At 35.1% G+C, this 13,790-nt stretch carries 12 protein-coding genes; 3 read left to right on the forward strand and 9 right to left on the reverse strand.

Annotated elements, in window-relative coordinates; translation table 11 throughout:
• From ACIQ6Z_RS06920 to ACIQ6Z_RS06930, 3 genes are all read right to left on the reverse strand, one after another.
• A partial coding sequence (locus ACIQ6Z_RS06920; RefSeq protein WP_396210188.1) for a LemA family protein occupies window positions 1-357 on the reverse strand: 357 nt, incomplete at its 3' end.
• Between the two features lie 21 nt (window positions 358-378).
• Window positions 379-711, reverse strand: coding sequence for a MerR family transcriptional regulator (locus tag ACIQ6Z_RS06925; RefSeq protein ID WP_396210189.1), 333 nt, complete (start codon window positions 709-711; stop codon window positions 379-381).
• A gap of 37 nt (window positions 712-748) precedes the next feature.
• Complete coding sequence (locus ACIQ6Z_RS06930; protein WP_396210190.1) at window positions 749-1,726, reverse strand: M23 family metallopeptidase; 978 nt, start codon at window positions 1,724-1,726, stop codon at window positions 749-751.
• Between the two features lie 175 nt (window positions 1,727-1,901).
• On the opposite strand from ACIQ6Z_RS06930, the gene alaS reads away from it, so the two are divergent.
• Window positions 1,902-4,538, forward strand: coding sequence for an alanine--tRNA ligase (gene alaS, locus ACIQ6Z_RS06935; protein ID WP_396210191.1), 2,637 nt, complete (start codon window positions 1,902-1,904; stop codon window positions 4,536-4,538).
• Between the two features lie 117 nt (window positions 4,539-4,655).
• Entirely contained in the window at window positions 4,656-5,609 is a 954-nt protein-coding gene (locus ACIQ6Z_RS06940) for a GSCFA domain-containing protein (RefSeq protein WP_396210192.1), read from the forward strand.
• 7 nt (window positions 5,610-5,616) lie between these two features.
• Here the strand turns inward: ACIQ6Z_RS06940 and ACIQ6Z_RS06945 are convergent, their stop codons facing one another.
• Window positions 5,617-7,530: an ABC-F family ATP-binding cassette domain-containing protein gene (locus ACIQ6Z_RS06945; protein ID WP_396210193.1), complete on the reverse strand. Its 1,914-nt coding sequence runs from the start codon at window positions 7,528-7,530 to the stop codon at window positions 5,617-5,619.
• Between the two features lie 145 nt (window positions 7,531-7,675).
• Between ACIQ6Z_RS06945 and ACIQ6Z_RS06950 the strand changes: the two genes are divergently transcribed.
• A complete protein-coding gene (locus ACIQ6Z_RS06950) occupies window positions 7,676-8,089 on the forward strand; it encodes a DUF983 domain-containing protein (RefSeq protein WP_396210194.1) in 414 nt (137 codons plus the stop codon).
• Between the two features lie 85 nt (window positions 8,090-8,174).
• Here ACIQ6Z_RS06950 and ACIQ6Z_RS06955 read toward each other — a convergent pair whose 3' ends face one another.
• The 5 genes from ACIQ6Z_RS06955 to gldK form a co-directional block, all read right to left on the reverse strand.
• The gene (locus ACIQ6Z_RS06955; protein WP_396210195.1) at window positions 8,175-9,221 is read right to left on the reverse strand and encodes an NAD(P)/FAD-dependent oxidoreductase; all 1,047 of its coding nucleotides are present in this window, start codon (window positions 9,219-9,221) and stop codon (window positions 8,175-8,177) included.
• Between the two features lie 65 nt (window positions 9,222-9,286).
• Complete coding sequence (gene gldN / locus ACIQ6Z_RS06960; RefSeq protein WP_396210196.1) at window positions 9,287-10,204, reverse strand: gliding motility protein GldN; 918 nt, start codon at window positions 10,202-10,204, stop codon at window positions 9,287-9,289.
• Window positions 10,205-10,252: 48 nt separating this feature from the next.
• Complete coding sequence (gldM, locus tag ACIQ6Z_RS06965) at window positions 10,253-11,782, reverse strand: gliding motility protein GldM (RefSeq protein WP_396210197.1); 1,530 nt, start codon at window positions 11,780-11,782, stop codon at window positions 10,253-10,255.
• Between the two features lie 49 nt (window positions 11,783-11,831).
• Entirely contained in the window at window positions 11,832-12,467 is a 636-nt protein-coding gene (gene gldL, locus ACIQ6Z_RS06970; RefSeq protein ID WP_396210198.1) for a gliding motility protein GldL, read from the reverse strand.
• Between the two features lie 58 nt (window positions 12,468-12,525).
• Window positions 12,526-13,790 (reverse strand): gliding motility lipoprotein GldK (gldK, locus tag ACIQ6Z_RS06975; protein WP_396210199.1); only part of this gene is annotated, 1,265 nt, incomplete at its 5' end.

A 13,790-nucleotide genomic window follows, 5' to 3' on the forward strand; every position in this document is an offset into this window, starting at 1 on the left:
TTTTTCTACCGACACTAACAATCTTGACAAAGCTGATGAAACACCACTTTGAGCTTTACTAAATTGCTCAAATTGCTCCGGAGTAATGTTGGTTGGATCAACCGTTATCGAAGTTGCTTTAGCTCTAGCTGAAATCACAGATTCTAAGGTAGATTTTTCAAAATCGGCAGCTCCTTTAACGGTATTTACTAGGTTGCCAATTAAATCATTTCTTCTTTGGTAAGAGGTTTCAACATTTCCCCATTCTTTTTTAACAGCTTGATCGACTGAAATTGCACCATTTTTAACACTTACGAACCATACTACTGCAAGTAATAGTATTCCTCCTACTACAATCCAAGGCAAAAATTTTCTCATTTTTTTTTATTTTAAAGTTAATTATAATTGATTTTTAAGGGTATTCAATTGGGCTTTTATCGTTTCCAATTTCGAAATGATATCAAATTTATCTAAAGTTTTCTTTTGGTTTTCTTTCAAATGCGTTTTGGCACCTTCTAACGTAAACCCACGCTCCTTTACCAAATGATATATCAATTGTAAATTTTTCACATCTTCGGGAGTAAACATGCGGTTTCCTTTTGCATTTTTTTTCGGTTTTAGAATATCAAATTCTTTATCCCAAAATCGAATCAAGGAGGCGTTTACATCAAAAGCTTTGGCAATTTCACCAATGCTATAATATCTTTTATTTGGTGCTAATTCTATATGCATATATTACATTCAATTACAAGTTAAAAATTCAAAATCGTTAATCCAACGATTGGTTTTCTTGATTGGCTAATTTAGCAATTTCTATATATTCTTTTGCCGAAATACTTCCATAGTAGAAATTCATCGGATTGATTTTTTGTTTGTTTTTCATTACTTCATAATGCAAGTGTGGTGCTTCGCTTCTCCCAGTACTTCCCACATAACCAATAATATCGCCCCGTTTAACCCGTTGGCCCGATCGACACTTGTACTTACTCAAATGCGCATACAAAGTAACATAACCATAGCCGTGATTGATTTCAATATGGTTGCCATATCCCGATAAAGAATTGTCTGCTTTTACGACGACTCCGTCTCCCGTAGCATAAATGGGCGTCCCTGTTCGAGCTGTGAAATCCATGCCGTAATGAAACTTTCTAATTTTCGTAAAAGGATCACTTCGGTATCCAAATCCAGAAGCCATTTGTTTTAAATCTTCATTTTTTACCGGCTGAATCGCTGGAATCGCTGCCAATAATTTTTCTTTTTGCTTGGCCAAGGCGACAATTTCATCCAATGATTTTGACTGAATCACCAATTCTTTTGTCAATATATCGACCCGCTTGGTTGTCTTTTCAATTAAATCAGAATTGGTATACCCTTGCAGGTCTTTATACCGATTAACACCGCCAAAACCAGATTTTCGTTCTTCTTCAGAAATGGGCGAGGTATTAAAATAAATTCGATAAATGTTATTATCCCTATTCTCTATAGCTGTTAACACTTCGTTCATTAAATCGATTTTTTTGTCCAATACTTTATAATTCATTGTCATTACTTCGATTTCACGCGCCAAAATTTTATCTTTTGGCGTTTCAAAATAACTCGTATTGATCAACAGTAAAAAAATTAAAAAACCAAACAAAGCCGAAGACAGTAAAAACAACATGATATAGGCAAATTTCTTTCTTTTTCGGGTTTGAATTCGCTTATACGCTAAATTTTCTGAATCGTAATAATATTTTACCTTCGACATAAATGAAAATATACTATTTTTGTGCCAAATTTATTGGTTACAATAGGTTATACGAACAAATTTAAGAAATGTTTCATTCTAATGCTATTTTTATTTTTTAGAGAAGCCATTAACATCTCCTTATTTTGTATTGACCCAGTAACTGTTGCAAAAAATCTGAATAAACGTATTGATCATGAAATCACAAGATATTCGAAAAGCCTATTTACAATTCTTTGAAAGCAAAGGGCACCTAATCGTTCCTTCTGCTCCTATTGTTCTAAAAGACGATCCTACCCTAATGTTTAACAACTCTGGGATGGCACAATTTAAAGAATTTTTCTTAGGAAACGGAACACCCAAAAATCCTCGAATTGCCGATACGCAAAAATGCTTACGTGTTTCAGGAAAACACAATGACTTGGAAGATGTAGGTTTTGATACCTACCATCATACCATGTTTGAAATGTTAGGCAACTGGTCGTTTGGTGATTATTTCAAAAAAGAAGCATTAGATTGGGCTTGGGAATTTCTTACAGAAGTTTTAAAATTAGACAAAGACCGCTTGTATGTATCTGTTTTCGAAGGAAATCCTTCTGAAAATGTACCTTTTGATCAAGATGCTTTTGATATTTGGAAGCAATATGTTTCTGAAGATCGCATCATCTTAGGCAACAAAAAAGATAATTTTTGGGAAATGGGCGATCAAGGACCTTGTGGCCCGTGTTCAGAAATCCATATCGATTTGCGCTCAAACGAAGAAAGAGCTAAAGTGTTGGGTCGTGATTTGGTTAATGCCGATCATCCACAAGTGGTTGAGATATGGAACAACGTATTCATGGAATTTAACCGTAAAGCCGATGGTTCATTAGAAAAATTACCCGCACAACACGTGGATACAGGAATGGGATTTGAGCGCTTGTGTATGGCCATGCAAAACGTAACCTCAAATTATGACACGGATGTTTTTACGCCGCTTATCGCAAAAATTGAGGAAATTACAGGATTAAAATATACGTCAAACGAAGTAAAAAACATATCAGAAGAGCAAAACAAAACCAACATAGCTATTCGTGTTGTGGTCGATCACGTGCGTGCTGTAGCCTTTGCTATTGCAGACGGACAACTTCCTTCTAACACGGGTGCAGGTTATGTTATTCGAAGAATTTTACGTCGTGCAATTCGTTACGGTTTTACGTTTTTAGACACAAACGAACCGTTTATTAATAAATTGGTTGCCGTATTAGCCAACCAAATGGGTGAATTTTTCCCAGAAATCAAATCTCAAGAGCAATTGGTTACCAACGTAATTCGTGAAGAAGAAGCTTCTTTCTTACGAACCTTAGAACAAGGATTGCAATTGCTCGATAAAGTAGTAGCTGAAACCAATGGGAAAGAAGTTTCAGGTGCCAAAGCGTTTGAATTGTATGACACTTTTGGTTTCCCAATTGACTTAACAGCCCTAATTCTTCGCGAAAAAGGATATTCCTTTAACGAAACGGAATTCGAATTGGAATTACAAAAACAAAAAGCGCGTTCACGGGCTGCTTCAGAAGTTTCAACAGAAGATTGGAATGTTATTATTCCGGGCAATGTAGAAACATTTGTAGGATATGATCAAACGGAAAACGATGTAAAAATCACACGCATCCGTAAAGTAGCTTCTAAAAAAGATGGTGTTTTATACCAAATCGTTTTAGACAACACACCGTTTTATCCAGAAGGTGGTGGTCAAGTAGGCGACAAAGGAACCTTAGTTTCTGCCAACGAATCCATTGAAATTATCGATACCAAAAAAGAAAACAACTTAATATTGCATTTTGCAAAACAATTGCCTGAAAATGTAACTGCTAATTTTGTAGCACAAGTCAATACCGATTTAAGAAGTTCCACTTCTAAAAATCATTCAGCTACCCACTTGATGCATTTGGCTTTGAGAAACATTTTAGGAACGCATGTAGAACAAAAAGGTTCGTTAGTAAACCCAAATTATTTGCGTTTTGATTTTTCGCATTTTTCAAAAGTTTCTGATGAAGAATTACGTAAGGTTGAAAATAGTGTCAATGCACAAATTGAAGCCCAATTACAATTAGTTGAACACCGCAACATTCCAATCAAAGAAGCATTAGACAAAGGTGCCATGGCGTTATTTGGTGAAAAATATGGTGATTCCGTAAGAATGATTGAATTTGGCGATAGCAAAGAATTATGTGGTGGAATTCACGTGAAAAATAGTGCTGAAATATGGCATTTTAAAATTATCTCGGAGGGTGCTGTTGCAGCGGGTATTCGAAGAATTGAAGCCATTACGGGTGATGCGGTTAAAGAATATTACACCGCACAAGAAAACACTTTAGCAGAAATTAAGGGAGTATTGAAAAATCCACAAGATGTATTAAAATCGGTCGCTACTTTACAAGACGATAATGCGAAGTTGAAAAAACAACTCGAGCAATTAGTAAAAGAAAAAATCGAAGGATTAAAAAACACATTGGTTACTGAATTAAAAGATATAAACGGCATTCAATTTTTAGCCAAACAAGTGGATTTATCCATGAGTGCTACTAAAGATTTAGCACAAGCAATTGGGACAGCCAAACCAAATGCATTTGTTTTCTTAGCTTCTATTGAAGACAACACACCAAATATCCACTGCTATATTGCTAAAGAATTAGTGACTGAAAAAGGACTAAATGCCGGAACTGTCATTAGAGAATTAGGAAAATACATTGACGGAAATGGTGGTGGCCAACCGTTTTTCGCTTCAGGAAAAGGAAAGAATGTAAGTGGAATTGCTGCGGTTTTAGAAAATGTAGTAAATTTCATAAAGTAACATAGAAAATTGAAAAACACGAATCCTGATTTGTATTACATTTCAGGATTTCTTTTTTATCACTACTTTTGAATAAAATTGACAAATTTTCAAATTTTCAAATTGACTCATTAATTTATGAACTTCACCACAAAAATACCCATTCAAAAATACGAACATGCCATAACCTATGATTCAAAAATCATGTTATTAGGGTCTTGTTTTGCCGAAAGTATGGGAAAGAAATTTGAGTATTTCAAATTTCATGCGACAACGAATCCCTTTGGTATCCTATTTAATCCGGTATCATTGGCAAAAATTGTGGAACGGTGTGTTCAAAAAAACTATTTTACTGAAAACGATATTCTCTTCCATAATGAGTTGTGGCATTGTTTTGAGGTACATTCAGAACTATCGCACCCGGATAAAAATACCTTGCTGACTTCGTTAAACGATTTGATCAACACAACATATCAACAATTAACCAAATCGACACACCTGATTATTACATTTGGAACGGCTTGGGTATACCGAAACATTGAAACCAACGAATTAGTTGCCAATTGCCATAAAGTGCCGCAAAAGCAGTTTGTTAAAGAACTGTTGTCACCCGAAATCATAGCACAAAGTATTGAATCGATCCTATTTGCTATTTCAGTACTAAATCCAAATTGTAAATGCATCTGTACCGTTTCGCCTGTGCGACACTTAAAAGATGGATTTACTGAAAATACTTTGAGTAAAGCCCATTTGATTGCAGCTTTGCACAAAACCATCACCAATAACCCATCACCCATAAACTATTTCCCTTCTTACGAAATCATGATGGACGAATTGAGGGATTATCGCTTTTATGCGGAAGATCTGCTGCATCCCAATCAAACCGCAATTGATTACATTTGGATCCAATTCTTCGAAAATTATATTTCGGAATCCGTTTTTGGATTGATGAACGAAATTTGTACCATTCAAAAAGGGTTGCAACATCGTCCGTTTCATGCAGATACGACACAACATCAACAATTCCTAATCGATTTAAAAACAAAAATGACAACTGTTCAAAACAAGTTGCCATTTATATCTTTTGATTGAGATGGAATTAACTGTTCAATTCTTCAATCTCTAATTGTACGTTTTCCCAATCTACAAGAAGTTTTTCTAACTCCTTTTTCTTTTTTTCATAGGCCGCAAAAAAAGTAGCATCCTCGATATGTTTGTCATAATTTGAAGCAAATGCTTTGTCGTCGTGCTGAATATCTTTTTCCAACTGTTGAATTTGGCTTTCAATTTTACTCAATCGGTTTTGCAACGACTTCGCTTTCTTTTGATCTTCGTAAGAAATATTTTTTACGGGTTTTGCAGCTGCATTTACCACAACATCTTTCTTTTCAATTTCGCGCATGTTCATGGCGTTTTTCTGTTCCAAGAAGAAATTGATATCCCCCAAATATTCTCTAATTTTTTGATCTTTGAATTCGTACACGATATTTGACATCCCTTGCAAGAAATCACGATCGTGAGACACCAATAGCAAAGTTCCTTCAAACTGCTTTAAAGCAGCTTTTAAAACGTTTTTAGACTTAATATCTAAGTGATTGGTGGGTTCGTCCATTACCAAAACATTTATAGGCTGCAAAAGCAATTTACAAAGGGCCAAGCGATTTCGTTCGCCTCCAGAAAGGACTTTTACTTTTTTCTCTACATCATCGCCTCGAAATAAAAACGATCCCAACATATCGCGCACTTTAGATCGGTTGGTGTCGGTTGCAGCATCTTCCATGGTTTGCAATAAGGTAATCTCACCATCTAAATACTCTGCCTGGTTTTGAGCAAAATAACCCAATTGTACATTGTGTCCTAATTTAATGGTCCCTTCATACTCAAATTCGTTTACAATGGCTTTCATAAAGGTTGATTTCCCTTGGCCATTTTGACCCACGAAGGCAACTTTACTGCCACGCTCCACTAAAAGTGAAATTTCTTTTAATATGGTTTTGTCGCCATAGGCTTTGGTAACATGCTCCGCTTCAACAACTACTCTTCCGGGTGTTTGCGAAACAGGAAACGAAATATTCATCACCGAATTGTCGTCTTCATCGACTTCAATACGTTCAACTTTATCAAGCTTTTTGATTAAGGACTGTGCCATAGAAGCTTTGGAAGCTTTGGCTCTAAATTTTTCAATCAGCTTTTCAGTTTCTTCGATCTTCTTTGCTTGATTTTTTTGAGTAGCCAATTGTTTTTCACGAATTTCCTGACGCAATACTAAATATTCAGAATACGGCTTATTGAAATCATAGGCTTTTCCTAATGAAATTTCAATCGTTCGATTGGTCACATTATCCAAAAACATCTTATCGTGTGAAACAATAACGACAACTCCTGGGAAGTTTCTCAAAAAACCTTCTAACCAAATGATACTTTCAATATCCAAGTGATTCGTAGGCTCATCCAATAGCAAAATATCATTGGATTGTAATAATAATTTTGCGAGTTCAATACGCATGCGCCATCCTCCCGAAAAGGTATCGGTTTGATTGTCGAAGTCTTCTCTTTTGAAACCCAGACCCAATAGAATTTTTTCGGTATCCCCAACATAGTTGTAACCTCCCAACATTTCATAGTGATGGGTTACATCGCTTAGCTCTTCAATGAGATCTGAATATTCTTGGCTTTCATAATCGGTGCGTGTAACCAGTTGGTGATTGATTTCGTCAATGCGAAATTCGGCGCGCTTTATTTCTTCAAAGGCCTGATAGGCTTCTTCTAATACTGTTCTTCCTTTTACAAAATCAATGTCTTGTCTAAGAAAACCCATTTTCACCTCTTTTTCAGTAGCAATTTGTCCAGAATCCGGGGCAAAGTCTCGGGCTAATATTTTAAGCATGGTCGATTTTCCAGCGCCATTTTTTCCTACTAGTCCTACCCTATCTCCCGATCCTAGTCTAAAAGTTACTTCTTCAAAAAGATATGTTCCACCAAAGGAAACCGATAAATTATGTATGTTTAGCATTTATTTTTGTTGAATTGTTTTCATGACCAATTGTTTATTTTTTGAAAAGGAAACAATCAAATTCTAGATAAACAAATTAATGTTTGTAATAATTGTTACACATGTAAAAGTTTGTTATTGTACCTTTGTGTAAAATATTTTGCAAATGTTAAAAAAAGGATCCAAATTAAATAGTATTTTAACAGGAAGTTGTCCAACATGCCACGAAGAAAGCATGTATTTAGACCAAAACCCCTATAATGTGGTCAATGTTTATAAAATGCACGAAAATTGCAGCCATTGTGGAACGAAATATAAAATTGAGCCTTCTTTTTTTTATGGAGCGATGTATGTAAGCTATGCCCTTGGAATTGCTTTTGGAGTTGCTGCCTTCATCATTACATTTTTCTTTGTAGGAGAAAAGAGCTTGGTCAACAATTTTATCGTCATCATTGCTACATTAATCGTTTTCATGCCTGTTATCATGCGACTGTCACGCAACATCTGGGTGAATATGTTTATGGGTTATGATAAAGACTGGAAACAACACAAAGGGGAAAAGAAAGCTACGTTGAGATAGTCATTTCGTTGTTCTGATAATTGATTTTCTGATATTGGAGTGCTTTAATAATATCTGAAAATCTTTTGTCCGAAAATCTAGCCAGCTACTTTTTTTTATAACATCTAACAATATCAATTTCTTTTTCTAACGGACTATTCTCTTCAATATGCTGAAATAATTGATTGGCTAAATAAGGTCCGAGCATAACTCCACGAGTTCCTAAACCATTTAAAACATGCAATTGTGAATGAATAGGATGTGTTCCAACTAGTGGTCTTCTGTCTTTAACGGTGGGGCGAACACCTGCAAAATGATTTACAATTTCAAATTTACACGAAATTAATTCTGAAAGTTTTTCGAGCAATTCTTGTTTGCCAGCTTCTGTAGGAGTATTTGTTTTGTCTGACCAATCATAAGTTGCCCCTACTTTGTATAAGTCTTTTCCGATAGGTAAAATAAAAACACTCGATTTTATAACTACGTCTAATTGCAAATCTGGTGCTTTAATAATTAACAATTCTCCTTTGGTTCCATCTAACGGTAAATCATTAAAAAAAGGATTAGCGTGCAACCCAAAACCTTCTGCGAAGATGATATGTTTCGCCTCTATGGTTTTATAGCGGATTCCTTCATCAAAAAATTCAATTTTATCGTATTCAAATTGGTCGGAACAAAAACAATCCAATGCTTTTAAATAGTTTGCATACGCTTCAATTAATATTGAAATGTTTAAATAGCCTGTATGATTGACTTTTCCATAATGAAACGGTGAAGTTATACTTTCATATTTTTTTGTAACCAATTGCCCTTCTAAAAAAGGAGCTAGATTCGGTTTATCAGCGGCTTGGAACCAATTGTTTTGTTCCTCAATGGAATATAATTTTCGAAGGATAGGAATTTCAAAATCAAACACCACATTTAATTTGGATTGAATGCGATGGTATAAAGGGAAGGCAAAATCAATTTGCTCCTTTGCCTTCCATACTTCACTAAATCGTTTTAAAACTACAGGATTGTATAACCCACCAGCCACTCGAGAAGAAGGTTGCGAATTGTTATCAAATACATAAATGGCCTTTCCGTGATGTAGTGCAATTTCTGCAAAAGAGATTCCCGCTAAACCATTTCCAACGATTATATAATCTATCATGATGTAAAATTAAAAAACTCTTGCCAATGGCAAGAGTTTTTAGTGTTGAAAATGAAAAAATACTATTAATAATTCCACATATCTTGTTCGAAGTCGCGTATTTTTTCTTTAACACGTTCCGATTCTAATAATTGCATTTGTGCGTTTTCTTTCATATAATCTTTAATCATACGATCGCCATAAACATTTTCTTCTTGATAGATAACACCATTAAAACGTCTAGCATTTAACAAATGATCAAAAGTAAACGATTTGGCTGTATTACGATCATTAAAAGCTTTAGCCGCATGTAAAACGTCTCTAGATGCTGGAAAATACACCCAAAATAATTCAATCATTTCAGGATTTGGATTATCCATTTCATAGACATCTGGTACCATTGGACAAATTCCTAATAATCTGTATTTTAATTCGCCTTGTCTTTTATCTAAATACCAATATCCGGCTACTTTATAAGAATCTACATTATAGGCTTGGATTTCAGTTTTTCTTATATACTCTTCTGAGATTTGTTTTGTACCTCTTCTATACGCATCGATATCCTCATTCATTTGATCTCTACCTACATCGGAAGTATCAATTTTGAATAATGAAGATTCAATATCTTTCAACGTTTTTTTAGTAGTAAAATAACTAGAATCATATACTTCTGTAATTTTTCCTTCTTTGATCGCTGAAACTAAAACAGTATATAAAGGCTTTCTATCTACTGATGTTATTACATCACCATCTACAGGAAAATACAAAGGGAAATTCACTCTTTCGTCCAAATCAATAATTTCCCATGTGCGTTTGCCCATTAGAATATCTCTATCATGAACATAGCCATAAGGCAAAGGCTTGTCGTTTTCAGCACTAATATCAGCAGCTGATTTTTTACCGATTTGATCGGGTGTTTTCGCATTTAATAGATTCGACTGAGCAAAGGTAAAAGTAGTACTTAAACCTACTACTAAAATTGCAATACTATTTCTCCAATTCATCCTATTCGTTTTTATTTGGTTTATTCCTAAACTCAAATTATTGTTTTATTATTGAATTTCGTAAGTACAAGGCGAAACTCTTTTCGCAACTTGATCAATTCCCACAAAACTTGCTTTAATTTCAGAAATTACAACAACATCTCCTCTAGTTGCTTTCGCAATAGCAGCTCTTGCTCTTCCATCCATTTTATTTCCAGAAACTACAATAGTAGGTTGCCCTGGAACTTTCACGTTAAATTGTGTTACATTTACTGTTACAGGAAAATCGAAATCTTCCATAGCCGCAGAAACTGTACATACTTCTAAGTTGGATTTTGGCCCTTTGTTTTTGTCTGAACCTCCCACTTTACCCGTTGGAGCAGGTAACCCTTTAATTCTAAATACTTGTGCACTAGACATGGTTTTCCCATCTGGCATTGTAGCTGAAACATTGATTTTTACTTCACTACCAGATCCTGGTTTTAACATAAACTTTCCATCTCCTACTTTAGCCATACCCGGAGCATTTGCATTTACTTTGTTAGAAGCAATACCAGGAACCGAAATAGAGATAGGATTTGGTACACCACGGTACACCACATTCATTTTATCCGCAGAAATAATAGCTTGATTAGGTCTAGGAACTACCACATAGGTACCTTCAAAAGACAATGGAATTTCTTTACCATCTTCTAAGAAACCAAACTTACCTGATATTTTTTGCTCTCCAATAGAACCAGCAGTAGTAGAAATAACTGCTTGTCCATTTTCAATTTTTCCAGGACCGTTAAAAGAAGTAGGAACTGTATTAGCATCATAACGACCTAAAACCACTTTACCTTTAACTGCTTCTCCTTGAAAATAAGCATTTTTCTCTAACACTACAATCGCTTGAAAGTTTTTCATAGAAGCTGCAGATTTTAATGCATTTCCTAAGAATAAATTGTAAGCACCAGCTTCTGTATTCTTAACATCATTTTGCATTGCAGTAACAAAAGTTAATGTAGAAACCGCTGGAAACCCTTTCGTTTTGTAATCTAAGAATTTTACTTTGATTCCTTCTCTGTTTGTAATATCTGCCGTTGAAAATTTCTTTTCAATCTCTTTGATGAAAGGTATGTATTTTACATCATTACCTAATACCTTTTTGATATCCGATACATATTTATCAATTCCTGCAACGATTTCTTTTCCTCTTGGACTATAACCATCGCCTTCAAACCATTTTTCATCTATCGTAGATTTGTCCATAGCTTCAAATGGAAGTTTACCATTCTCATCAGGCTCTATTCCTTCAGTAACTTCCGCTTTTACGGTTTCTAAAAACGCAACGAAATCTTTAGAAATTTTAGCAACATCTTTTGCTTTTCTTGCTGGCTCAGCATATTTGGCTGGTTCGTCAGCTGCTTTCGTATTTAAAGCAGATAATAAATTACCGTTTGCTTCATCAGTCAATCGATTTGATTCCGAAAATTTATCATTAAAATTTCCAAAAGCTGTCAATACTTCTTTTGACATATTTAATGCCAACATTGCGATGAAAACCAGATACATTAGGTTAATCATCTTCTGTCTAGGGGTTAATTTTCCTCCTGCCATTTTTTCTTTAAATTAGTTTTAATTAATAATTGTATATTGATAAAACTAATTATCCTCTGTTACTCATAGCAGTAAGCATACCTCCATAAACCGCATTTAAAGATGCAATGTTTGACGTCATTGATTGCATTTGCTCTTTTAATTTAGCAGCATTTTCTGCAATTTCCTGATTGGCTTGTGCATTTTTATCTGCACTTTCTAATTGTACTTTATATAAACCGTTTAAAGCTTCCATATTTGAAGCAGCTGCAGCCATTTCTTCAGCATATTTCTTTTGTCCTGCCATAGCATCAACTGTTGGAGAAATTGATTTAGCAGCACCTTCAAAGTTCTTGATACTATTTCCTAGGCTAGCCATTAATTCTGCGTCTACTTTAGCTTCTTTTAACATATTATCTAATTTTTGAGATAATAATCCTTGTGCTTCAGTAGGATTTTCAGATTTAGCTTTCTTTGGTGATGCGTCTCCACCTGCTAATTCTGGGTACACTAAAGACCAATCCAATTCTTTTTCTGGCTTGTCAAATGCTGAAAGTCCAAAAATTAAAGCCTCAGTACTTAATCCGATGATCAACATAGCACTTGCAAAAGGCCAATGCATCAATTTGAATAATGCTCCTACGATTACTACTGCTGCACCCATTCCATAGGTGAAGTTCATTACTTTTGGTGATAAAATTCCCATAATAAAAAAATTTGTTAGTTAAGTTAATTATAATAAAGTTGGTTCAATACTTATTTGATTATCGGTAAACACTATTACCGCGTTTGGTTTTCTTACCGGTAGGTGCGGTCCCCATGTAATCCTGCACGGTTCTAAATCCGATGTAACTTCTTGCAGAATCTGCAAATTCATAATCACGAGTAGATACCTGCAACATGAAACCTATATCTTTCCATGATCCACCACGTACTACCTTAAGTTGATTTTTACGATCAGAAACATTCGGATTCATTGTTGAAATAAATTCATACGATTCTGCAAAATAAGAAGACTCCGTCCACTCAGCAACATTTCCTGACATGTTGTACAAATTGAAGTCATTTGGCTCGTATGATTTTGCTTCTACAGTATATAGAGCACCGTCTGCTGCATAATCTCCACGAACCGGTTTGAAATTTGCTAAGAAACAACCTCTGTCGTTTTTAGCATAAGGACCACCCCAAGGGTATGTTGCGCCTTCGATTCCTCCTCTAGCAGCATATTCCCATTCTGCTTCCGTTGGTAATCTGAATTCGTTTACTTGATCTCTTCCTTTTTTCTTTTTGATGTACCCATTTTTATACATGGTTCTCCAAGCACAAAATGCTTTTGATTGGTTCCAAGAAACTCCAACTACTGGATAATCACCATAGGCTTGGTGCCAGAAATAATTGTTGTGCATTGGCTCATTGTAGGAATACGCAAAATCTTTAATCCAAGTAGTGGTGTCAGGATAAATCTCGATAGGTAGTGTATCATCATAGAAACCTTTTCTGCCTTTCTTTTTCACTGCTTTATTCAAATCAACTTGGCGGTATTTAAACTTCAATTTTGAAGCATCAATTGTTTTTAATCCGTTGTATGATTCTGCCTCTGGCAAATACATCGAATCTATTACCTCAACATACAACTCATCTGGATACTTTTTGGTATCTTTAATAAGTTTTACTTTTTGGTTTAATTTTCTTCCAGAATACATGTCATCATCTGTTCCTACACTGTAGTAATTTTTGTACATGTACTTGTCATAAACAGACATTTTAGTCGTGTCAGCATCTGCAAAAGCAAACTCCCCAATACCTCCGGTACCTGGTTTTTTCTCCTGCTCATCTGCAGTAATCGCTAAACGTGTTTTGATGATTGAATCTTTTACCCAATTCACAAATTGACGGTATTCATTATTCGTGATTTCCGTCTCATCCATGTAAAATGAGGTAACTGTAACAGTTTTAGTAGGCGCGTCTTGAATGTTAGCTAAATCATCATCTGATTTACCCATAATAAAGGCTCCGCCGGGTACCAATG

It is taken from the genome of Flavobacterium sp., assembly GCF_044376915.1.
GTDB lineage: Bacteria > Bacteroidota > Bacteroidia > Flavobacteriales > Flavobacteriaceae > Flavobacterium.

Excerpts from the sequence above, each read along its gene's own strand:
- ACIQ6Z_RS06955 (WP_396210195.1), bottom strand. The coding sequence starts at position 9,221 with ATGATAGATTATATAATCGTTGGAAATGGTTTAGCGGGAATCTCTTTT.
- alaS (WP_396210191.1), top strand. The coding sequence starts at position 1,902 with ATGAAATCACAAGATATTCGAAAAGCCTATTTACAATTCTTTGAAAGC.
- gldL (WP_396210198.1), bottom strand. The coding sequence starts at position 12,467 with ATGGGAATTTTATCACCAAAAGTAATGAACTTCACCTATGGAATGGGT.
- ACIQ6Z_RS06950 (WP_396210194.1), top strand. The coding sequence starts at position 7,676 with ATGTTAAAAAAAGGATCCAAATTAAATAGTATTTTAACAGGAAGTTGT.
- ACIQ6Z_RS06945 (WP_396210193.1), bottom strand. The coding sequence starts at position 7,530 with ATGCTAAACATACATAATTTATCGGTTTCCTTTGGTGGAACATATCTT.
- ACIQ6Z_RS06930 (WP_396210190.1), bottom strand. The coding sequence starts at position 1,726 with ATGTCGAAGGTAAAATATTATTACGATTCAGAAAATTTAGCGTATAAG.
- ACIQ6Z_RS06940 (WP_396210192.1), top strand. The coding sequence starts at position 4,656 with ATGAACTTCACCACAAAAATACCCATTCAAAAATACGAACATGCCATA.
- ACIQ6Z_RS06925 (WP_396210189.1), bottom strand. The coding sequence starts at position 711 with ATGCATATAGAATTAGCACCAAATAAAAGATATTATAGCATTGGTGAA.
- gldN (WP_396210196.1), bottom strand. The coding sequence starts at position 10,204 with ATGAATTGGAGAAATAGTATTGCAATTTTAGTAGTAGGTTTAAGTACT.
- gldM (WP_396210197.1), bottom strand. The coding sequence starts at position 11,782 with ATGGCAGGAGGAAAATTAACCCCTAGACAGAAGATGATTAACCTAATG.